17 protein-coding genes are annotated in these 20,514 nt (G+C 68.0%); 14 read left to right on the top strand and 3 right to left on the bottom strand.

From position 1 onward, the window contains the following. Nucleotides 1-9 precede the first annotated feature (9 nt). The 12 genes from ubiB (at nt 10) to Bsp3421_RS27145 (ending at nt 14,530) form a co-directional block, all read left to right on the top strand. Nucleotides 10-1,587, top strand: coding sequence for a ubiquinone biosynthesis regulatory protein kinase UbiB (gene ubiB / locus Bsp3421_RS27200; RefSeq protein ID WP_273999082.1), 1,578 nt, complete (start codon nt 10-12; stop codon nt 1,585-1,587). Nucleotides 1,588-1,637: 50 nt separating this feature from the next. After that, nucleotides 1,638-2,273 carry a hypothetical protein gene (locus Bsp3421_RS27195; protein ID WP_273999080.1) on the top strand — a complete coding sequence of 212 codons (636 nt, stop codon included), beginning with the start codon at nt 1,638-1,640 and terminating at the stop codon, nt 2,271-2,273. A 75-nt stretch (nt 2,274-2,348) separates the two neighbouring features. Next, nucleotides 2,349-2,690, top strand: a complete 342-nt coding sequence (locus Bsp3421_RS27190; RefSeq protein ID WP_273999079.1) for an FmdB family zinc ribbon protein — start codon at nt 2,349-2,351, stop codon at nt 2,688-2,690. 35 nt (nt 2,691-2,725) lie between these two features. Continuing rightward, nucleotides 2,726-3,376 carry a DUF502 domain-containing protein gene (locus Bsp3421_RS27185; RefSeq protein ID WP_273999077.1) on the top strand — a complete coding sequence of 217 codons (651 nt, stop codon included), beginning with the start codon at nt 2,726-2,728 and terminating at the stop codon, nt 3,374-3,376. A 53-nt stretch (nt 3,377-3,429) separates the two neighbouring features. Continuing rightward, a complete protein-coding gene (gene aspS / locus Bsp3421_RS27180; RefSeq protein WP_273999076.1) occupies nt 3,430-5,232 on the top strand; it encodes an aspartate--tRNA ligase in 1,803 nt (600 codons plus the stop codon). A gap of 159 nt (nt 5,233-5,391) precedes the next feature. After that, nucleotides 5,392-5,868, top strand: coding sequence for a dihydroneopterin triphosphate diphosphatase (nudB, locus tag Bsp3421_RS27175; protein WP_273999075.1), 477 nt, complete (start codon nt 5,392-5,394; stop codon nt 5,866-5,868). After that, nucleotides 5,865-7,136: a cardiolipin synthase ClsB gene (gene clsB, locus Bsp3421_RS27170; RefSeq protein WP_273999074.1), complete on the top strand. Its 1,272-nt coding sequence runs from the start codon at nt 5,865-5,867 to the stop codon at nt 7,134-7,136. The genes nudB and clsB overlap by 4 nt, the downstream gene beginning before the upstream one ends. A 272-nt stretch (nt 7,137-7,408) precedes the next feature. After that, a complete protein-coding gene (locus Bsp3421_RS27165; protein WP_273999073.1) occupies nt 7,409-8,008 on the top strand; it encodes a TetR/AcrR family transcriptional regulator in 600 nt (199 codons plus the stop codon). A 56-nt stretch (nt 8,009-8,064) separates the two neighbouring features. Next, complete coding sequence (locus Bsp3421_RS27160; RefSeq protein WP_273999072.1) at nt 8,065-9,852, top strand: acyl-CoA dehydrogenase C-terminal domain-containing protein; 1,788 nt, start codon at nt 8,065-8,067, stop codon at nt 9,850-9,852. Nucleotides 9,853-9,954: 102 nt separating this feature from the next. Beyond that, nucleotides 9,955-12,390, top strand: a complete 2,436-nt coding sequence (locus Bsp3421_RS27155; RefSeq protein WP_273999071.1) for a 3-hydroxyacyl-CoA dehydrogenase/enoyl-CoA hydratase family protein — start codon at nt 9,955-9,957, stop codon at nt 12,388-12,390. A gap of 79 nt (nt 12,391-12,469) precedes the next feature. Beyond that, complete coding sequence (locus Bsp3421_RS27150; RefSeq protein WP_273999070.1) at nt 12,470-13,669, top strand: acetyl-CoA C-acyltransferase; 1,200 nt, start codon at nt 12,470-12,472, stop codon at nt 13,667-13,669. A gap of 96 nt (nt 13,670-13,765) precedes the next feature. Next, entirely contained in the window at nt 13,766-14,530 is a 765-nt protein-coding gene (locus tag Bsp3421_RS27145) for an enoyl-CoA hydratase (RefSeq protein ID WP_273999069.1), read from the top strand. A gap of 36 nt (nt 14,531-14,566) precedes the next feature. Here Bsp3421_RS27145 and fdhD read toward each other — a convergent pair whose 3' ends face one another. Beyond that, the gene (fdhD, locus tag Bsp3421_RS27140; protein WP_273999068.1) at nt 14,567-15,394 is read right to left on the bottom strand and encodes a formate dehydrogenase accessory sulfurtransferase FdhD; all 828 of its coding nucleotides are present in this window, start codon (nt 15,392-15,394) and stop codon (nt 14,567-14,569) included. 107 nt (nt 15,395-15,501) lie between these two features. Between fdhD and Bsp3421_RS27135 the strand changes: the two genes are divergently transcribed. After that, nucleotides 15,502-15,981: a nitrate reductase associated protein gene (locus Bsp3421_RS27135; RefSeq protein ID WP_273999067.1), complete on the top strand. Its 480-nt coding sequence runs from the start codon at nt 15,502-15,504 to the stop codon at nt 15,979-15,981. Between the two features lie 19 nt (nt 15,982-16,000). Here Bsp3421_RS27135 and Bsp3421_RS27130 read toward each other — a convergent pair whose 3' ends face one another. Continuing rightward, nucleotides 16,001-16,399, bottom strand: a complete 399-nt coding sequence (locus Bsp3421_RS27130) for an acyl-CoA thioesterase (RefSeq protein ID WP_273999066.1) — start codon at nt 16,397-16,399, stop codon at nt 16,001-16,003. Between the two features lie 194 nt (nt 16,400-16,593). On the opposite strand from Bsp3421_RS27130, the gene Bsp3421_RS27125 reads away from it, so the two are divergent. Next, the gene (locus tag Bsp3421_RS27125; RefSeq protein WP_273999065.1) at nt 16,594-18,471 is read left to right on the top strand and encodes an ABCB family ABC transporter ATP-binding protein/permease; all 1,878 of its coding nucleotides are present in this window, start codon (nt 16,594-16,596) and stop codon (nt 18,469-18,471) included. An 8-nt stretch (nt 18,472-18,479) separates the two neighbouring features. Here the strand turns inward: Bsp3421_RS27125 and Bsp3421_RS27120 are convergent, their stop codons facing one another. Further along, on the bottom strand, nt 18,480-20,342 hold the full coding sequence (locus Bsp3421_RS27120; RefSeq protein ID WP_273999064.1) for a potassium transporter Kup: 1,863 nt from the start codon (nt 20,340-20,342) through the stop codon (nt 18,480-18,482). Between the last annotated feature and the right edge of the window lie 172 nt (nt 20,343-20,514).

Below are 20,514 nucleotides of genomic sequence, written 5' to 3'. Positions count from 1 at the left end.
CCGTCACGCATGCGCATTTTCCGTTTCATCAAGATTGTCTATACCGTTATCCGTTTCGGCCTGGACGAGGTGATGTTGTCGCGCGTCGACGACCGGCGCGTGAAGCTGCTGCTGCGCATCACGACGATCGGCCGGCGCTTTTCCGATCCACCCGCGGTGCGGCTGCGCCGGGCGCTCGAAAGCCTGGGTCCGATCTTCGTGAAGTTCGGCCAGGTGCTGTCGACGCGGCGCGACCTGCTGCCCGTCGATTTCGCGAACGAACTCGCGAAGCTGCAGGATCAGGTGCCGCCGTTCGAGTCGGCGGTCGCGATCGCGCTGATCGAGAAGTCGCTCGGCGCGCAGGTCGACGTGGTGTTCGACGAATTCGAGCGCGATCCGGTCGCGAGCGCGTCGATCGCGCAGGTGCACTTCGCCAAGTTCCGCGAGGGCACGCACGCGGGCCGCGCGGTCGCGATCAAGGTGCTGCGGCCGAACATGCTGCCCGTGATCGATTCCGACCTCGCGCTGTTGCGCGACATCGCCACCTGGACCGAGCGGCTGTGGCCGGACGGCCGTCGCCTGAAGCCGCGCGAGGTGGTCGCCGAGTTCGACAAGTACCTGCACGACGAGCTGGACCTGATGCGCGAGGCCGCCAACGGCAGCCAGCTGCGCCGCAACTTCGCGGGCGTCGATCTGCTGCTCGTGCCCGAGATGTTCTGGGACTATTCGACCTCGAGCGTGCTCGTGATGGAGCGCATGTCGGGCGTGCCGATCAGCCAGATCGATACGCTGCGCGCGGCGGGCGTCGATATCCCGAAGCTCGCGCGCGAAGGCGTCGAGATCTTCTTCACGCAGGTGTTCCGCGACGGCTTCTTCCACGCGGACATGCACCCGGGCAACATCCAGGTCAGCCTCGACCCGAAGCACTTCGGCCGTTACATCGCGCTCGACTTCGGCATCGTCGGCGCGCTGTCCGACTTCGACAAGAACTACCTCGCGCAGAATTTCCTCGCGTTCTTCAAGCGCGACTACCACCGGGTCGCCACGCTACACCTCGAATCCGGCTGGGTGCCGTCCGATACGCGGGTCGAGGAGCTGGAGAGCGCGATCCGCGCGGTCTGCGAGCCGTACTTCGACCGCGCGCTCAAGGACATCTCGCTCGGCCAGGTGCTGATGCGGCTGTTCTCCACCTCGCGCCGCTTCAACGTCGAGATCCAGCCGCAGCTGGTGCTGCTGCAGAAGACCATGCTGAACGTCGAGGGCCTCGGCCGTTCGCTCGACCCCGAACTGGACCTGTGGAAAACCGCGAAGCCGTATCTCGAACGCTGGATGACCGAGCAGATCGGCCTGCGCGGCTGGTACGAGCGTTTCAAGGTCGAGGCGCCGCAATGGAGCAAGACGCTGCCCCAGCTGCCGCGGCTGATCCACCACGTGCTCGCGGAACGCCATGCGGCGCCGCGCGTGGCGAGCGACGAGATGATGCGGCAGATCCTGCTCGAACAGAAGCGCACCAACCGGCTGTTGCAGGCGCTGTTGGTGTTTGGGCTCGCAATGGGCGTCGGCGCGGTGATGACCCGGATCCTGATCGTCCTCGCGTACGGCGGCTGAGCGCCGCCACAACACGCCGGCGCGCGGCGCCGCACCTGGAGCACGGAACGATGAGCGCAGTGAAGCCTCCCCACCCTGACGCGGGCCCGAGCGGCGCCGATTTCGCATCGCGCAACCCGGCCGACGCGGCATTCTGGGACGAGCGGTTCGAGCGGGGCGTGACGCCCTGGGATCAGGCGGGCGCGCCGCCCGAGTTCGTCGCGTTCGCTTCGGCGCATGCGCCGCGCCCGGTGCTGATTCCCGGTTGCGGCAGCGCGTACGAGGCGCTGTGGCTCGCGCGCGCGGGCTGGCCGGTGCGCGCGATCGATTTCGCGGCGCAGGCGGTGAGCGCGGCGCGCGCGCAGCTCGGCCCGCATGCGCTCCTGGTCGAGCAGGCCGATTTCTTCACCTATACGCCGCCGTTCACGCCGGAGTGGATCTACGAGCGGGCCTTCCTGTGCGCGATCCCGCGCACGCTGTGGCCCGCGTATGCGACGCGGATGGCGGCGCTGCTGCCGAAGGGCGGCCTGCTGGCCGGCTACTTCTTCATCGGCGAGACGCCGAAGGGGCCGCCGTTCGGCATCGAGCGCGCGGCGCTCGATGCGCTGCTCGGGCCGTATTTCGAACTGATCGACGACGCGCCGGTCGCGTCGTCCTTGCCGGTATTCGCGGGCCGCGAGCGCTGGCAGACCTGGCGCCGGTCGTAGTGAGGGGCGGGCGCGCCTTTCGGCTATAATTCAAGGTTTTGCAAGCCGTTTATCGTTTTCCGCGGGAAAAATATCATGCCGATCTACGCCTATCGATGCGAAGCGTGCGGTCACGCGAAGGATGTGCTCCAGAAGATGAGCGATGCGCCGCTGTCGCAGTGCCCGGAGTGCGGGAAGGACAGTTTTCGCAAGCAGGTCACGGCCGCCGGGTTCCAATTGAAGGGCTCGGGCTGGTACGTGACCGATTTCCGCGGCGGCTCGGGCGGCGCGGCGGCGGCGGCGAACCCGGCCGGCGAAACGGCGGCGGCCCCGGCGGCGACGCCGGCCGCCAGCGGCGGCGACAGCGCGGCAGCGGCGGCTCCGGCGTCCGCGCCTGCGCCTGCGCCCGCCGCGAGCGCGCCGGCCAGCACCACGTAACGCCCGCGCCGACCGGCGCGGCTTTCTGACGGCGGATGATGAAAAAGACGACCCTCAAAACGGTATTCCTGACCGGCCTGCTGGTCCTGGTGCCCCTCGCGATCACGCTGTGGGTGCTCGGGCTCATCATCGGCACGATGGACCAGACCCTGCTGCTGCTGCCCGAGTCGTGGCGGCCGGAGCGACTGCTCGGTTTCCGCCTGCCGGGGATCGGCGCGCTGCTCACGATCGCCTTCATCTTCATCGTCGGCCTCGCGACCCAGAACTTCATCGGGCAGAAGCTCGTCACCTGGTGGAACGTCGTGGTGCGGCACATCCCGGTGGTGGGCCCGATCTACACGAGCGTCAAGCAGGTGTCCGACACGCTGCTGTCGAGCAGCGGCAATGCGTTCCGCAAGGCGCTCCTGATCGAGTATCCGCGCCGCGGTTCCTATACGATTGCGTTTCTGACCGGCGCGCCGGGTGGCGACGTGGTCAACCACCTGAAGGAAGAGTACGTGAGCGTGTACGTGCCGACCACGCCGAATCCGACCTCCGGCTTCTTCCTGATGGTGCCGAAGAGCGAGGTCGTCGAGCTGGACATGTCGGTCGACGCCGCGCTCAAGTACATCGTCTCGATGGGCGTGGTGGCGCCCCCGGCGCCCGTCGCCGCGCCCGCCCGCCGGCCCGTCGAGCCGCCGCTGTAATGCCGGGGCGCGCGAGCGCCGCCCATTGATCAAACCGAACGAAAGCTAACATCATGTCGATGCGAACTGAATACTGCGGTCTCGTGACCGAACACCTGCTGGGCCAAACCGTGTCGCTGTGCGGCTGGGTGCAGCGCCGCCGCGATCACGGCGGTGTGATTTTCATCGACCTGCGCGATCGGGAAGGTCTCGTGCAGGTGGTGTGCGACCCGGACCGCGCGGAGATGTTCGCGACCGCGGAAGGCGTGCGCAACGAATTCTGCGTGCAGATCAAGGGCCTCGTGCGCAATCGCCCGGAAGGCACCGCCAACGCGGGCCTGAAGAGCGGCAAGATCGAGGTGCTGTGCCATGAGCTGAACGTGCTGAACGCGTCGGTGACGCCGCCGTTCCAGCTCGACGACGACAACCTGTCGGAAACCACCCGCCTCACGCACCGCGTGCTCGACCTGCGCCGCCCGCAGATGCAGCACAACCTGCGCCTGCGCTACCGCGTCGCGATCGAGGCGCGCAAGTACCTCGACGGCGAGGGCTTCATCGACATCGAGACGCCGATGCTGACGAAGAGCACGCCGGAAGGCGCGCGCGACTACCTGGTGCCGTCGCGCGTGAACGCCGGCCAGTTCTTCGCGCTGCCGCAGTCGCCGCAGCTGTTCAAGCAGCTGTTGATGGTCGCGAACTTCGACCGCTACTACCAGATCACCAAGTGCTTCCGCGACGAAGACCTGCGCGCGGACCGCCAGCCCGAGTTCACGCAGATCGACTGCGAGACCTCGTTCCTGGGCGAACAGGAGATCCGCGACCTGTTCGAGGACATGATCCGTCACATCTTCAAGACGACGATCGACGTCGAGCTGGCCGCGACCTTCCCGGTCATGCCGTATTCGGAAGCGATGGCGCGCTTCGGCTCGGACAAGCCGGACCTGCGCGTGAAGCTCGAATTCACCGAGCTGACCGATGCGATGAAGGACGTCGACTTCAAGGTGTTCAGCGCACCGGCGAACGCGAAGGACGGCCGCGTCGCGGCGCTGCGCGTGCCGAAGGGCGCCGAGCTGTCGCGCGGCGACATCGACGGCTATACGGAATTCGTGCGCATCTACGGCGCGAAGGGCCTCGCGTGGATCAAGGTCAACGAGAAGGCGAAGGGCCGCGACGGCCTGCAGAGCCCGATCGTGAAGAACCTGCACGACGCGTCGATCGCGGCGATCCTCGAGCGCACCGCCGCCGAGGACGGCGACATCATCTTCTTCGCGGCCGACCGCGCGAAGGTCGTCAACGACAGCCTCGGCGCGCTGCGCCTCAAGATCGGCCATTCGGAGTTCGGCAAGGCGAACGGCCTCGTCGAGGCGGGCTGGAAGCCGCTGTGGGTCGTCGACTTCCCGATGTTCGACTACGACGAGGAAGAGGCGCGCTACGTGGCCGCGCACCACCCGTTCACGAGCCCGAAGGACGAGCACCTCGAATACCTCGAGACCGATCCGGCGCGCTGCCTCGCGAAGGCCTACGACATGGTGCTGAACGGCTGGGAAATCGGCGGCGGCTCGGTGCGTATCCACCGCGAGGAAGTGCAGAGCCAGGTGTTCCGCGCGCTCAAGATCGGGCCGGAGGAGGCGCAGGCGAAGTTCGGCTTCCTGCTCGACGCGCTGCAGTACGGCGCGCCGCCGCACGGCGGGATCGCGTTCGGCCTCGACCGCATCGTGACGATGATGGCGGGCGCCGATTCGATCCGCGATGTGATCGCGTTCCCGAAGACGCAACGCGCGCAGTGTCTGCTCACGCAGGCGCCGAGCCCGGTCGACGAGCGCCAGCTGCGCGAGCTGCACATCCGCCTGCGCCAGCCGGAGCAGCCGAAGGCCTGAGTCGGGCCACGAACGAAGGCGGGCGCCCAGGCGCCCGCTCGACGAGGAGAAAGGCGCGCGATGCGCCTTTTTCGTTTTTTGCGGTACAGTCGTCGGAACCCTCGCGGCCCGGCGGTCGCGCCGCCTTGCCGTACGGCCGCCGCGCCGCATGACCTCCCGATGACGAAGCCACCGAAAATCCCCGAATCCGTCCTGGTCGTAATCCATACCGCCGCGCTCGACGTGCTGATCCTCAAGCGTGCGGACCAGCCCGGGTTCTGGCAGTCGGTGACGGGCTCGAAGGACTGGCCGGACGAAGCGCTCGCGCACGCGGCCGCGCGCGAGGTCGGCGAAGAGACCGGGCTCGTGGTCGGCAGCCCGGGGATTCCGCCCGAGGCGCTCGTCGACTGGCGGCATCGGATCGAATACACGATCTATCCGCAGTACCTGCACCGCTACGCGCCGGGCGTCACGCGCAACGTCGAGCACTGGTTCAGCCTGGAAGTGCCGGCGGGCGCTGCGGTCACGCTTGCGCCGCGCGAACACACCGACAGCCTGTGGCTGCCGTATCGCGAGGCGGCGGCGCGCTGCTTCTCGCCGTCGAACGCCGAGGCGATCCTGCAGCTGCCCGCGCGTCTCGCGGCGCATCGCGCATGAGCGAGCGCCGCGTGCGGCTCGACCTGCTCCGGCAGATGTTCCTGCAGGAACGCGGTTCCGCGTCGCGGCTCGCCTTCACGTCCGGCAACCGGGTGCGGCTCTGCGACGGCGGTCGCGCATTCTTCCCGGCCCTGATCGCGCGGATCGACGGCGCGCGCGAGCAGGTGATGCTCGAAACCTATATCTTCTGCGATGACGCGGCCGGCCGGCCGGTGTCCGATGCGCTGGTGCGCGCCGCGCGCCGCGGCGTGCGGGTGCGCGTGATTACCGACGGGATCGGCACCGCGCGGCTGCCGCTGTTCGAAGGCTGGGGCCCGGAAGGCGTCGAGCACCGCATCTACAACCCCTATCTGTTCGGCCGCTTCGGTTTTTCGCGCACGCATCGCAAGCTGGCCGTGATCGACGACGCCTACGCGTTCTGCGGCGGCATCAACCTCGTCGACGACTACGCGCAAAACGGCGAACGCCTGGCCTACCCGCGCTGGGATTTCGCGGTGGAGCTGGCGGGGCCGGCCGTCATCGATATCCGCGCGGCGTTCGAGGTGCAGTGGGAGCGGATCTCGGCGGGTCACAAGAGCTACGCGCAGTACGCGCCCCAGCGCGCCTACCGCGACGATTTCCCCGCCAAGTTCCGCCGCTGGATGCGCAGCCACCGCTGGGTGAAGGCGGGTGCGCTGCGGGTGGTCACGGAACCGAGCGTCGCGTTCGTCGCGCGCGACAACCTGCTGAACCGGCGCGCGATCGAGAAAGCCTACCTGGCCGCGATCGGGCGCGCGCGCCAGTCAGTACTGCTCGCCAATCCATATTTCATGCCCGGCCGCAAGCTGCGGCGCGCGCTGACGGGCGCCGCGCGGCGCGGCGTCAAGGTGCGGGTGCTGGTCGGCCGCAAGGAGTTCGCGGCGCTCGACACCGCGGTGCCGTTCCTCTATCACGCGCTGCTGCGCGCGGGCGTGCGCGTCGCCGAATACGACCGCACGATGCTGCACGGCAAGGTGGCGGTGATCGACGACAACTGGGCCACGGTCGGCTCGTCGAATCTCGATGCGCTGAGCCTCGTGCTCAACAACGAGGCCAATGTCGTGCTGGTGCGGCACGACGTGGAAACCGCGCAGCTGCGCGACGCGATCGCGGCCGCGTTCGCCGACGGCCGCGAGATCGACCCTGCGCGCTACGCGGCGCGCCCGCTCGGCGAGCGTTTCCTGAACTGGCTCGCGTACACTGTCTATCGCGCGGCGATGAAGCTGCTCACGACAGGCGGGTATGATTGACGCGGGCGCCCCTCGCTCGGCGCCCGCCGCACGCCGCAAGTCGTCGCGCGGCGCCTGATCCGGGTGGTGCAGGCCACGCCCCCCGCCGCTAGGCCACGCAAGGTGGCGCGATCCGTGGATACCCCTTCCTGCGGGGCACGGAACCCGCAACAATAGCGGCACGGTTAGAAACCGATTTCTAATAATTTCCTTGTTTCACGGACGGTCGCGCCCAATAATAGTACGGCCGTTCGATTTTTTCCGATGACCCCGAACGGTTACACAGACAAGCTATGCGAAAAGGCGAACAAACGCGTGCCGCGATTCTCGAAGCAGCTTTGGACCTTGCCAGCCGGGACGGGCTGGAAGGTCTGACGATTGGCCTGTTGGCCGAGCGGATGCAGATGAGCAAGAGCGGCGTGTTCGCGCACTTCGGATCGCGCGAGGACCTGCAGGTCGAGGTCGTGCGCGAATATCACCGTCGTTTCGAGAACGAGGTGTTCTTTCCGAGCCTGCGCGAGCCGCGCGGTTTGCCCCGCCTGCGCGCGATGCTGGCCCGCTGGATCGAGAAGCGCATCCACGAGGTGACGACGGGATGCATCTACATCAGCGGGGCCGTCGAGTACGACGACCGTCCCGACAGCACCGTGCGCGAGCAGCTGAACGCGAGCGTGACCGCGTGGCGCGCCGCGTTGCTGCGGGCGATCGCGCAGGCGAAGGAGGAGGGGCATCTGCGTGAGGACACCGATCCGAACCTGATGCTCTTCGAGTTGTACAGTTTCACGCTCGGCCTGCATCACGACGCCCGCTTCCTGCATCTGCCGGATGCGGTGCGCCTGACCTGGGCCGCGCTGGAAAAAACGATCGTTTCGTATCAGAGCGAGAGCCGTTAGCGGAGCGTCGAAGCCCGCGGGAAGCTCGAGCCATTGCCCTATCTTTGGAGAGAGTCATGGGACAGTACGCCGCGCCGTTGCGCGACATGCAATTCGTGATGCACGAGCTGCTGAACGTCGAAGCCGAAGTCAAGCAGATGCCCAAGCACGCGGACCTCGACGCCGACACGATCAACCAGGTGCTCGAAGAAGCGGGCAAGTTCTGCTCCGAGGTGCTGTTCCCGCTGAACCAGGTGGGCGATCGTGAAGGCTGCACCTATGAAGGCGACGGCGTGGTCAAGACGCCGACGGGCTTCAAGGAGGCGTACCAGCAGTACGTCGAGGCCGGCTGGCCCGCGCTCGGCTGCGATCCGGACTACGGCGGCCAGGGCCTGCCCGCGTTCGTGAACAACGCGCTCTACGAGATGATGAACTCGGCGAACCAGGCGTGGACCATGTATCCGGGCCTGTCGCACGGCGCCTACGAGTGCCTGCACGCGCACGGCGCGCCGGAACTGCAGAAGGTTTACCTGCCGAAGCTGGTCGCGGGCGAGTGGACGGGCACGATGTGCCTGACCGAGCCGCACTGCGGCACCGACCTCGGCATCCTGCGCACCAAGGCCGAGCCGAATAGCGACGGTTCCTACGCGATCACCGGCACCAAGATCTTCATCTCGAGCGGCGAACACGACCTCTCGAAGAACATCGTCCACCTCGTGCTCGCGCGCCTGCCGGACGCGCCGCAGGGCACCAAGGGGATCTCCCTCTTCATCGTGCCGAAGTTCCTCCCCGATGCGTCGGGCGAGCCGGGCGCGCGCAACGGCATCAAGTGCGGCTCGATCGAGCACAAGATGGGCATCCACGGCAACTCGACCTGCGTGATGAACCTCGACGGTGCGAGCGGTTGGTTGGTCGGCGAGCCGAACAAGGGCCTCAACGCGATGTTCGTGATGATGAATGCCGCGCGCCTCGGCGTCGGCATGCAGGGCCTCGGTCTGACCGAAGTCGCGTACCAGAACTCGCTGACCTACGCGAAGGAACGCCTGCAGATGCGTTCGCTGACGGGCCCGAAGGCGCCGGACAAGCCGGCCGACCCGATCATCGTGCACCCGGACGTGCGCCGCATGCTGCTCACGCAGAAGGCCTACGCGGAAGGCGCGCGCGCGTTCACGTACTGGTCCGCGCTGCAGATCGACAAGGAACTGTCGCACGGCGACGAAGCCGTGCGCAAGGAAGCGGCCGACCTGGTCGCGCTGCTCACGCCGGTGATCAAGGCGTTCCTGACCGACAACGCGTTCGAGTGCACGAACCACGCGATGCAGATCTACGGCGGCCACGGCTTCATCTCCGAGTGGGGCATGGAGCAGTACGTGCGCGACGCGCGGATCAACATGATCTACGAAGGCACGAACTCGGTGCAGTCGCTCGACCTGCTGGGTCGCAAGGTGCTCGGCGACATGGGCGCGAAGCTCAAGAAATTCGGCAGGATCGTCACCGAATTCGCGGAAGCCGAAGGCGTGAAGCCGGAAATGGCCGAGTTCATCAACCCGCTCGCGGACATCGGCGAGAAGGTCCAGAAGCTCACGATGGAAATCGGCATGAAGGCGATGCAGAACCCGGACGAGGTCGGCGCGGCCGCCGTGCCGTACCTGCGCACCGTCGGCCACCTGGTGTTCTCGTACTTCTGGGCGCGCATGGCGCGCATCGCGCTCGACAAGGAAGCGTCGGGCGATCCGTTCTACAAGTCGAAGCTCGCGACCGCGCGGTTCTATTTCGCGCGCCTGCTGCCGGAGACGGCGTCGACGATCCGCGCCGCGCGCGCCGGTTCGAAGACCATGATGGAAGTCGACGAAGCGCTGTTCTGACGCGCGCACCCCGGGCGGCCCGCCGCCCGGGCGACCCTAACATTTGCCCGCCGCGCGCCGCCTGATCGACAGGCGGCGCGCGGCACCATCCGGAGGAGTCCCGTGAGCAATTTCATCATTCGCAAGGTCGCCGTGCTGGGCGCCGGCGTGATGGGCGCGCAGATCGCCGCGCATCTCATCAACGCACGCGTGCCGGTGCTGCTGTTCGATCTGCCCGCCAAGGAAGGCCCGAAGAGCGGCATCGCGCTCAAGGCCATCGAGAACCTCAAGAAGCTGTCGCCCGCGCCGTTCGGCTCGAAGGACGACGCCAAGTACCTGCAGGCCGCCAACTACGAAGACGACATCGCGAAGCTCGCCGAGTGCGACCTCGTGATCGAGGCGATCGCCGAGCGCATGGACTGGAAGCACGACCTGTACAAGAAGGTCGCGCCGCACCTCGCGCCGAACGCGATTTTCGCGTCGAACACCTCGGGCCTGTCGATCAACGCGCTGTCGGACGGCTTCTCCGACGAGCTGAAGGCGCGCTTCTGCGGCGTGCACTTCTTCAATCCGCCGCGCTACATGCATCTCGTCGAGCTGATCCCGACCGCGCACACGCGCCCGGAGATCCTCGATCAGCTGGAAACCTTCCTGACGAGCGTCGTCGGCAAGGGCGTGGTGCGCGCGAAGGACACCCCGAACTTCATCGCGAACCGGGTGGGCATCTACTCGATCCTCGCCGTGATCACCGAGGCCGCGAAGTTCGGCCTGCGCTTCGACGAAGTCGACGACCTGACGGGCAGCCGTCTCGGCCGCGCGAAGTCGGCGACCTTCCGCACCGCGGACGTGGTCGGCCTCGACACGATGGCGCACGTGATCAAGACGATGCAGGACAACCTCGCCGACGATCCGTTCTTCCCGGTCTACCAGACCCCGCCCGTGCTCGCCGAACTGGTGAAGCAGGGCGCGCTCGGCCAGAAGACGGGCGGCGGTTTCTACAAGAAGGAAGGCAAGGCGATCAAGGTGCTCGACGCGAAGACGGGCGCCTACGTCGACGCCGGCGCGAAGGCCGACGAGACCGTCGCGCGCATCCTGAAGCGCCCGCCGGCGGAGCGTCTCAAGCTGCTGCGCGAGACCGACCACCCGCACGCGCAGTTCCTGTGGGCGATCTTCCGCGATGTGTTCCACTACATCGGCGTGCATCTCGAATCGATCGCGGACAACGCGCGCGACGTCGACCTCGCGATCCGCTGGGGCTTCGGCTGGAACGAAGGCCCGTTCGAGGGCTGGCAGGCAGCCGGCTGGAAGCAGGTCGCCGAGTGGGTGCAGGAGGATATCGCGGCGGGCAGGGCCCTCGCGAACGCGCCGCTGCCCGCCTGGGTGCTCGAAGGCGCGGTGGCCGAGAAGGGCGGCGTGCACACGGCGGATGGCTCGTGGTCGCCGGCCGCGAAGGCATTCGTGCCGCGCTCGAACCTCGCCGTCTACGAGAAGCAGGTGTTCCGCGCGCCGCTGTTCGGCGAGACCGGCCGCGACCCGCACAGCTACGGCAAGACGCTGTTCGAGACCGACTCGGTGCGCGCGTGGGTCGATGACCGCGCGGGCGAGGACGACGTCGTGATCGTGTCGTTCAAGTCGAAGATGAACACGATCGGCCCGGGCGTGATCGACGGCCTCGTGCAGGCGATCGAACTGGCCGAGAAGGACTTCAAGGGCGTCGTGGTCTGGCAGCCGACCTCGCTCAAGCTCGGCACGCCGGGCGGCCCGTTCTCGGCCGGCGCGAACCTCGAAGAGGCGATGCCCGCGTTCATGATGGGCGGCGCGAAGGGCATCGAGCCGTTCGTGAAGAAGTTCCAGGAAGGCATGCTGCGCGTCAAATACGCGAACGTGCCGGTGGTGGCGGCGGTGTCGGGCATCGCGCTCGGCGGCGGCTGCGAGCTGATGCTGCACAGCGCGAAGCGCGTGGTGCATGTCGAGAGCTACGTCGGTCTCGTGGAAGTCGGCGTCGGCCTCGTGCCGGCGGGCGGCGGCCTGAAGGAAGCGGCGCTGCGCGCGGCGGACGCGGCGGGCGCCGCGAACGCGACGAGCGAGCTGCTCAAGTTCGTGACCAAGTCGTTCGAGAACGCGGCGATGGCGAAGGTCTCGGCCTCGGCGCACGACGCGCGCGACATGGGCTACGTGAAGCCGTCGGACACGATCGTCTTCAACGTGTTCGAGCTGCTCGACGTCGCGAAGAAGGAAGCGCGCGCCCTGTCGGCCGCGGGCTATCGCGCGCCGCTGAAGGCGACGCAGGTTCCGGTCGCGGGCCGTTCGGCGATCGCCACGATCAAGGCGCAGCTCGTCAACATGCGTGACGGCCGCTTCATCAGCGCCCACGATTTCCTGATCGCGAGCCGCATCGCGGAAGCGGTGTGCGGCGGCGACGTCGAGGCGGGCAGCCTGGTCGACGAGGAATGGCTGTTGGCGCTCGAACGCCGCGCGTTCGTCGACCTGCTCGGCACGCAGAAAACCCAGGAACGGATCATGGGCATGCTGCAGACCGGCAAGCCGGTGCGGAACTGAGCAAGCGGACAACTTTGTGCGGGGCCCGGGCACGCGCTGAAGCACGCGCCCGGGTCGACCGCCCAGCATGGAGCCAGAAATGAGCAAACAGTTGCAAGACGCATACATCGTCGCCGCGAGCCGCACGCCGATCGGCAAGGCGCCCCGCGGCGCATTCAAGAACACCCGGCCGGACGAGCTGCTGGTCCACGCGATCAAGGCGGCCGTGGCGCAGGTGCCGGGCTTCGACACCAAGCTGATCGAGGACGCGATCATCGGCTGCGCGATCCCCGAGGCCGAGCAGGGCCTCAACGTCGCGCGCATGAGCGCGCTGCTCGCCGGCCTGCCGACCTCGGTCGGCGGCGTGACGGTCAACCGCTTCTGCGCATCGGGCATCACCGCGCTCGCGATGGCGGCCGACCGGATCCGCGTCGGCGAATCGGACGCGCTGTTCGCGGGCGGCTGCGAATCGATGAGCATGGTGCCGATGATGGGCAACAAGCCGTCGATGTCGCCGCACATCTTCGATCGCAACGAGGACGTCGGGATCGCCTACGGGATGGGCCTGACGGCCGAGCGCGTCGCCGAGCAGTGGAAGGTGAGCCGCGAGGACCAGGACGCGTTTTCGCTCCTGTCGCATCAGAAGGCGATCGCCGGCCAGCAGGCGGGCGAGTTCAAGGACGAGATCGCGCCGTACACGATCACCGAGCATTTCCCGAACCTGGCGACGGGCGAGATCAGCGTGAAGACGCGCGAGATCGCGCTCGACGAAGGCCCGCGCGCCGACACCTCGATCGAAGGCCTGGCGAAGCTGCGCACGGTGTTCGCGAACAAGGGGTCGGTCACGGCCGGCAACAGCTCGCAGACCTCGGACGGCGCGGGCGCGCTGCTCGTCGTGTCGGAAAAGGTGCTCAAGCAGTTCAACCTGACGCCGCTCGCGCGCTTCGTGAGCTTCGCGGTGCGCGGCGTGCCGCCGGAAATCATGGGGATCGGCCCGAAGGAGGCGATTCCGGCCGCGCTGAAGGCCGCCGGCCTCAAGCAGGACGACCTCGACTGGATCGAACTCAATGAAGCGTTCGCGGCGCAGTCGCTCGCGGTGATCCGCGATCTCGGCCTCGATCCGGCCAAGGTCAACCCGCTCGGCGGCGCGATCGCGCTCGGCCATCCGCTCGGCGCGACGGGCGCGATCCGCGCAGCCACCGTCGTGCACGGGCTGCGCCGTCGCAACCTGAAGTACGGCATGGTGACGATGTGCGTCGGCACCGGCATGGGCGCGGCGGGTATCATCGAACGCTTGTAAGCGATCCGCTTCGGCCAGGATGACAACGGTGCGCGGGCCTGCAGCTCGCGCACCGTTTTTTCATGCAGCTCGACTGCAGCAACGGAGACGATTCAGATGGATATCCAGCTCGACAACATCGGTGGCGTACTGACGATCACGTTCGCGCGCCCGGCGAAGAAGAACGCGCTCACGGCCGCGATGTACCAGACCGTCGCCGACGCGCTCGGCGCGGCGCAGGAGGACAGCGCGGTGCGCGTGATCCTGTTGCGCGGCGCCGAAGGCAACTTCAGCTCGGGCAACGATCTCGAGGATTTCATGAAGGCGCCGCCGAAGGACGACAACGCGCCGGTGTTCCAGTTCCTGCGCCAGATCAGCACCGCGCAGAAGCCGCTCGTGGCGGCGGTCGCGGGCGTCGCGGTCGGGGTGGGCGTGACCATGCTGCTGCACTGCGATCTCGTCTATGCGGCCGACACAGCGCAGCTGTCGCTGCCGTTCGTGCAGCTCGGGCTGTGCCCGGAGGCGGCGTCGAGCCTGCTGCTGCCGCGCCTCGCGGGGCACCAGGTGGCGGCCGAGAAGCTGCTGCTCGGCGAGCCGTTCGACGCGCTCGAGGCGCACCGGATCGGCCTCGTGAACCGCGTGCTGCCCGCCGCCGAACTCGATGCGTTCGCCGCGAAGCAGGCGGCGAAGCTGGCCGCGCTGCCGGCGTCGTCGCTGCGCCTCACCAAGGCCCTGCTGAAGAACACGGGCGGCGTCGACATCGCATCGCGCATGAGCGAGGAAGGCCAGCACTTCGGCGCGATGCTGCGTTCGCCCGAGGCGCGCGAGGCGATGAGCGCGTTCTTCGAGAAGCGCAAGCCGGACTTCCGGCAGTTCGACTGAACGAGCGGGCCGCGCGATGCGTGCGGCCCGCGCGCGTCACGCGGTGCCGTAGTCGACGTAGCCCGACTCGCGGCAGAAGCTGACGAGCCGCAGGCCCGCGTCGCGCGCGATCGTGATCGCGAGCGACGACGGCGCGGAGATCGTCGCGACGAGCGGAATGCCGACCCGCGCCGCCTTGCGCACCAGCTCGTAGCTGGCGCGGCTCGACAGGAACACGAAGCCGTCGGTCGGATCGGCGCGGTCGAGCGTGAGCGCGCCGATCAGCTTGTCGAGCGCGTTGTGCCGGCCGACGTCCTCGAAGGCGAGCCGGATCGCGCCGTCGGCGGCGCACCAGGCGGCCGCATGCAGGCCGCCCGTCTGGCGCGTGAGCGCCTGATGCGCGGGCAGCTCGCGCGCGGCGCGCGCGATCGCGTCCGGGGCGAGGCGCGCGAGGAAGCCCGTGTCCGGCACGCGTTCCGGCGCGAGGTCGAGCAGGTCGATGCTCTCGATTCCGCACACGCCGCAACCGGTGCGCCCCGCGAGCGCGCGGCGCTTCTCCTTCAGCGCGACGAACGCCTGCTGCACGACGGTCAGCTGCACCTCGGCGTGCGGCAACGGGCCGTCGGCGCGCAGCGCGACCTCGATGTCCTTGATGTCCGCGCCGCGCGCGACGATGCCTTCCGAGACCGCGAAACCGATCGCGAACGCCTCCAGGTCGCGCGGCGTGCACATCATCACCGCATGCGAGATGCCGTTGACGACGAGCGCGACCGGCCACTCCTGGCCGACCCGGTCGATGGCCGTCTCGATCTCGGCGCCGCGCCGGCGGCGCACCGCGAGCTCGACGACGCCGCTGGGTTCGTCGACGGTTTCGGATGGGTTCACGACAGGCTCCTGCTGGGAAAGGGACGGATGACGCCGATGCGCGGCGAAGGTTCTAAAATACTCCAGGCCGGCCCGCTGCGCCGGCGATCGACCAACCGGGTGCCAACATGGGACTGAGCGACACGCCGCTGCTGTTCAATTTCGAAGTCGAATCGTCCGAGGATTTCACGTATATCCCGATGATCGTCCGTTTCAACCTCGACCGCTTCGGTCTGCGGATCTCGCTCGCGCAGTGGCAGATGCTGCCGCTCGAGGACCGCAAGCTGCTCGCGCGCTTTCCGGCCGACGAGGATGCCGCGATCGAGCCGAATTTCGACCACGCGCTGTTCGAGATGCTGCGCACGCACGCGGACGTCGAGCCCGACTGGTTCCAGCCCGACGCGCATCCGGCCTGGCGCGGCGTCGATGCGGTGCCGGCGGCGCTCGTCGAGCAGAGCGCGCTGGCCGGGCTCGCCGCGCCGTCGTGCGATGCGTGGGCGCGGCTCGCGCCGTTCCAGCGCTACGTGCTCGCGAAGTTGTCGCGCAAGCCCAGGCTCAACCACGACTTCATTCCGGCGATGCGCGAATTCGGGCTCGCCGCGCGCTGAGCGCGGCGGCGCGCGCCGCTCACTCGAGCGGCGGCAGTGCGCGCGGCCGGCGGTCGGTGTCGGTCGCGACGTAGGTGAGGGTGGCTTCGGTGACCTTCACGACCTCGCCCACGAGGCCCATCCGCTGCGCATACACCTCGACGTCGATCGTCACCGAGGTAGTGCCGGTCTTGACGATGCTGGCGTAGAAGCTCAGCAGGTCGCCGACGAACACCGGCTGCTTGAACAGGAACTGGTTGACCGCGACGGTCGCGACCCGGCCGTTGGCGCGGCGGCTCGCGGGAATCGAGCCGGCGATGTCGACCTGCGCCATGATCCAGCCGCCGAACACGTCGCCGTGGACATTCGCGTCGGACGGTTGCGGCACGACGCGCAGCGCGGGGGATTTTTGCGGGAGTTGCGGGGACGAATCGGTCATGGTTGAAGCTTCCATTCTGTAAGGGAGTGCGGTGCGCAGGCGGCGAGCGACCTTCAGCGGGGCGAACCGGCTTCTGCGACAATGCAAAGTTCTGAAATTGTACGAGAAAGCGTGCACCTGAACTGCACGACGCTTGCGCCGCCGCGCGCGGCGGCGCACCGTTACGGGCATCGCGTTCTCCTCTTATACCCCGCATGCGCCGTTTTCCCGCTTCCTCCGAGCCCGCGCCGATCACGCTCGGGCCGCGCAACGACTGGCAGACGATCCGCTCGTTGCTGCCCTACCTGACCACCTACAAGGTGCGCGTGGCGCTCGCGCTCACCTGCCTGATCGGCGCGAAGGTCGCGAATCTCGGCGTGCCGATCGTGATGAAGCGGATCGTCGACGGCCTCGCGCCGGTTCACCAGCTGACCGCGCTCGGGCGCGCCGAGCAGTCGGCGGGGCTGGTGCTCGCGGGCGGCCTCGGCATCCTGGTGGTCGCCTACGCGCTGGTGCGGCTGTCGACCTCGCTGTTCACCGAACTGCGCGAGATCCTGTTCTCGAAGGTCACGGAAAGCGCGGTGCGGCGGCTCGCGCTGCAGGTGTTCCGCCACCTGCACGGGCTGTCGCTGCGCTTTCACCTGGAGCGCCAGACGGGCGGCATGTCGCGCGACATCGAGCGCGGCACGCGCGGCATCCAGCAGCTGATCTCGTATTCGCTGTACAGCATCCTGCCGACGCTCGTCGAGGTCGGCCTGGTGCTCGGCTTCTTCGTGGTGCGCTACGACGCGTACTACGCATACGTGACGCTCGCGGCGCTGGCCGCCTACATCGCGTTCACGGTCAAGGTCACCGAGTGGCGCACGCGTTTCAGGCGCACCATGAACGAACTCGATTCGCGCGCGAATTCGCGCGCGATCGATTCGCTGATCAACTACGAGACGGTCAAGTACTTCGGCAACGAGGAATGGGAGACGCGGCGCTACGACGAGAACCTGCAGCGCTATCGCAAGGCCGCGATCCGCTCGCAGAATTCGCTGTCGTTCCTCAACTTCGGGCAGCAGGCGATCATCGGCACGGGGCTCGTGTTCATCCTGTGGCGTGCGACGCAGGGCGTGCTGGCCGGCAAGCTCACGCTCGGCGATCTCGTGCTGATCAACACCTTCATGCTGCAGCTGTACATCCCGCTGAATTTCCTCGGCGTCGTGTATCGCGAGCTCAAGCAGAGCCTGACCGACATGGATCGCATGTTCACGCTGCTGTCCGCGCCGCGCGAGGTGGCCGACGCGCCCGGCGCGCCCGCGCTGCGGGTGGCGGGCGCGCAGCTGCGCTTCGAGCACGTGAATTTCGGCTACGAGCCGGCGCGGCAGATCCTGCACGACGTGAACTTCACGGTCGAGGCAGGCACCACGACCGCGGTGGTGGGCCACAGCGGCTCCGGCAAGTCGACGCTTGCGCGCCTGCTGTTCCGCTTCTACGACCTCGAGCGCGCGACGGGCGGCGCGATCCGCATCGACGGGCAGGACCTGCGCGAGGTCACGCAGGATTCGCTGCGCGCGTCGATCGGCATCGTGCCGCAGGACACGGTGCTGTTCAACGACACGATCTACTACAACATCGCCTACGGCCGGCCGTCGGCGAGCCGCGAGGACGTGCTGGCCGCCGCGCGCGCCGCGCACATCCACGATTTCATCGAGAGCCTGCCGCACGGCTATGACACGCCGGTCGGCGAGCGCGGGCTCAAGCTGTCGGGCGGCGAGAAGCAGCGCGTCGCGATCGCGCGCACGATCCTCAAGAATCCGCCCATCCTGCTGTTCGACGAGGCGACGTCCGCGCTCGATTCGCGCTCGGAGCGCGCGATCCAGCAGGAGCTGGAGCAGATCGCGCAGCACCGCACCACGCTCGTGATCGCGCACCGCCTCTCGACCGTCGTGCACGCGCAGCAGATCATCGTGATGGACCACGGGCGCATCGTCGAGCGCGGCACGCATGCGGAACTGGTCCGCGCGGACGGCCTGTACGCGCAGATGTGGGCGCTGCAGCAGCGCGCGGCCGCGGACGGCGAGGCGCAGGCCGTGTCGGGCGAGGCCTAGGCCGCGCCCTAGATGGATACCTGCCGGCCGAGTTCCACCACCTGATCCGCGGGCACGCGCGCGTAGTCGGTCACGCGCGCGCAGTTGCGCAGCATCATCGCGAACGGCGCCTCGATCCAGCGGGGCAGCCCCCGGCCGTCGTCGCGCGGCACGATGCGCTCCATGCCGATGAAGTAGGTCAGCGAGGCCGGATCGACCGGGCACGCATGACGGGTGGCCAGCTCGGTCATCAGCGCGGGCAGGTCCGCGTGTTCCATGAAGCCGTAGCGCGCGGTCACGGACCAGAAGCCGGGCAGCGTTTCCGCGAGCGCGACCCGCTCGCCGGCGTCCACCCAGGGCGTCGAGGCGGTTTCCAGCGTCACGGCGAACACGTGCTCATGCAGGGACTGGCCGTGCTTCACGTACCAGAGCAGCACGGGCGGCACGGCATTGCGCGCGCGCGTGAGGAACACCGCGGCGCCGGGAACGCGCGCCACGCCGCGGTCGAGCGTCGTCTTGAAGGCGTCGATGGAGACCGGGCTTTCGCCGAGCCGATTGGCGACCGCCGTGACGCCCCTGTGCCAGATGAACATCACCGAATAGACCAGCAGGGCCAGCAGCAAGGGCACATAGCCGCCGTCGAACAGCTTCATGAGGTTCGAGGCGAAGAACGCCGTGTCGAACACGAAGAACAGCGCCGCGACGGCGCCGCTCGCGACGCGGCTCCAGCCCCAGATTTCGCGCATCGCGATGAACAGCAGCATCGTGGTCATCAGCATGGTGGCCGAGACGGCGATGCCGTAGGCGCCCGCCAGGTTGTCCGATTTCCTGAACGCCAGCACGAGGCCGATGGTGACCAGCATCAGGGTCCAGTTGACCGCGCCGATGTAGATCTGCCCGTATCCCGCCTCGGAGGTCTGCTCGATCTTCAGGCGCGGCATCCATTCGAGCTGGATGGCCTGGCGCGTCATCGAGAACGCGCCCGTGATGATCGACTGGCTCGCGATGATGGTCGCGACGGTCGACAGGATCACGAGCGGCAAGGTCAGCGCCTCGGGGCACAGGCGATAGAAGATGTTGCCGCTCGTGGGCGCGCCCGCTAGCACGAGCGCCCCTTGCCCGGCGTAATTGAGCACCAGGCTCGGAAATACCAGCGCCGCCCAGGCGAACTTGATCGGTTTCGCGCCGAAATGGCCCATGTCGGCATACAGCGCCTCGGCGCCCGTGACGCAGAGGAACACGCCGCCGAGCACGAGGAAGCCGACGCCGCCGCTGTTGAACAGGTAGCTCACGCCATGCGCCGGGTTGAGCGCCCACAGAATCGCCGGGTGACGCGCAATGCCCCACACGCCCAGCACGGCCATCGTGAGGAACCACACGGCCATGATCGGGCCGAACGCGCGGCCGATCCTCGCCGTGCCGAGCGGCTGCAGCGCGAACAGCGCCAGCAGGATCGCGACGGTCAGCGGCAGCACGTAGGGCTCCAGCGTCGGCTCGACGAGCGTCAACCCTTCCAGCGCCGAGAGCACCGAGATCGCCGGCGTGATCGCGCCGTCGCCGTAGATCAGCGCGGCGCCGAACAGGCCCGCCGCGACGATCAGCGGGCGTTTGTGACGCTTGACGCCGAGCAGGGCCATCAGCGCGAGGATGCCGCCTTCGCCGTCGTTGTCGATGCGCATCGCGAAACCCGCGTATTTCACCGTCGTGACGACGATCAGGGTCCACACCAGCAGCGAGACAATGCCGAGAATGGTTTCAGGACGGCTGCCGCCCGTCAGGTCGATGACGGTCTTGAACGTGTAGAGCGGGCTCGTGCCGATATCGCCGAACACCACCCCCAGCGCGCCGATGCTGCCTGCCAGCATCAACGGCGTCCTTGTCTGCTTCGACATGTTTCCTCGCATTCCGAAATAACAGCATGACCGACGGGACAGCGCGGCTCAGCATAGCGTGGTCGAATGCGGATTGCCATTGGCAAGTGTCCGAGCGGACGCTCGGCGAGGGCGAGGGCGAGGGCGAGGGCGCGTTGGCCGTGGAGCCGGGCGCGCGGGATGCGAGGTGCGG

This window comes from Burkholderia sp. FERM BP-3421 (assembly GCF_028657905.1).
In the GTDB taxonomy this organism is placed as follows: Bacteria; Pseudomonadota; Gammaproteobacteria; order Burkholderiales; family Burkholderiaceae; genus Burkholderia.
The sequence above is the reverse complement of the archived record's forward strand: the minus strand, read 5'-3'. Positions and strand labels throughout refer to the sequence as shown.

Bases quoted from the DNA above. Each gene is read 5' to 3' on its own strand.
- Bsp3421_RS27125 (WP_273999065.1), top strand. From the start codon at position 16,594: ATGCGCCGTTTTCCCGCTTCCTCCGAGCCCGCGCCGATCACGCTCGGG.
- Bsp3421_RS27150 (WP_273999070.1), top strand. From the start codon at position 12,470: ATGAGCAAACAGTTGCAAGACGCATACATCGTCGCCGCGAGCCGCACG.
- Bsp3421_RS27195 (WP_273999080.1), top strand. From the start codon at position 1,638: ATGAGCGCAGTGAAGCCTCCCCACCCTGACGCGGGCCCGAGCGGCGCC.
- Bsp3421_RS27135 (WP_273999067.1), top strand. From the start codon at position 15,502: ATGGGACTGAGCGACACGCCGCTGCTGTTCAATTTCGAAGTCGAATCG.
- Bsp3421_RS27145 (WP_273999069.1), top strand. From the start codon at position 13,766: ATGGATATCCAGCTCGACAACATCGGTGGCGTACTGACGATCACGTTC.
- Bsp3421_RS27120 (WP_273999064.1), bottom strand. From the start codon at position 20,342: ATGTCGAAGCAGACAAGGACGCCGTTGATGCTGGCAGGCAGCATCGGC.
- Bsp3421_RS27165 (WP_273999073.1), top strand. From the start codon at position 7,409: ATGCGAAAAGGCGAACAAACGCGTGCCGCGATTCTCGAAGCAGCTTTG.
- Bsp3421_RS27130 (WP_273999066.1), bottom strand. From the start codon at position 16,399: ATGACCGATTCGTCCCCGCAACTCCCGCAAAAATCCCCCGCGCTGCGC.
- Bsp3421_RS27190 (WP_273999079.1), top strand. From the start codon at position 2,349: ATGCCGATCTACGCCTATCGATGCGAAGCGTGCGGTCACGCGAAGGAT.
- ubiB (WP_273999082.1), top strand. From the start codon at position 10: ATGCGCATTTTCCGTTTCATCAAGATTGTCTATACCGTTATCCGTTTC.
- Bsp3421_RS27185 (WP_273999077.1), top strand. From the start codon at position 2,726: ATGATGAAAAAGACGACCCTCAAAACGGTATTCCTGACCGGCCTGCTG.
- clsB (WP_273999074.1), top strand. From the start codon at position 5,865: ATGAGCGAGCGCCGCGTGCGGCTCGACCTGCTCCGGCAGATGTTCCTG.
- Bsp3421_RS27160 (WP_273999072.1), top strand. From the start codon at position 8,065: ATGGGACAGTACGCCGCGCCGTTGCGCGACATGCAATTCGTGATGCAC.
- aspS (WP_273999076.1), top strand. From the start codon at position 3,430: ATGTCGATGCGAACTGAATACTGCGGTCTCGTGACCGAACACCTGCTG.
- nudB (WP_273999075.1), top strand. From the start codon at position 5,392: ATGACGAAGCCACCGAAAATCCCCGAATCCGTCCTGGTCGTAATCCAT.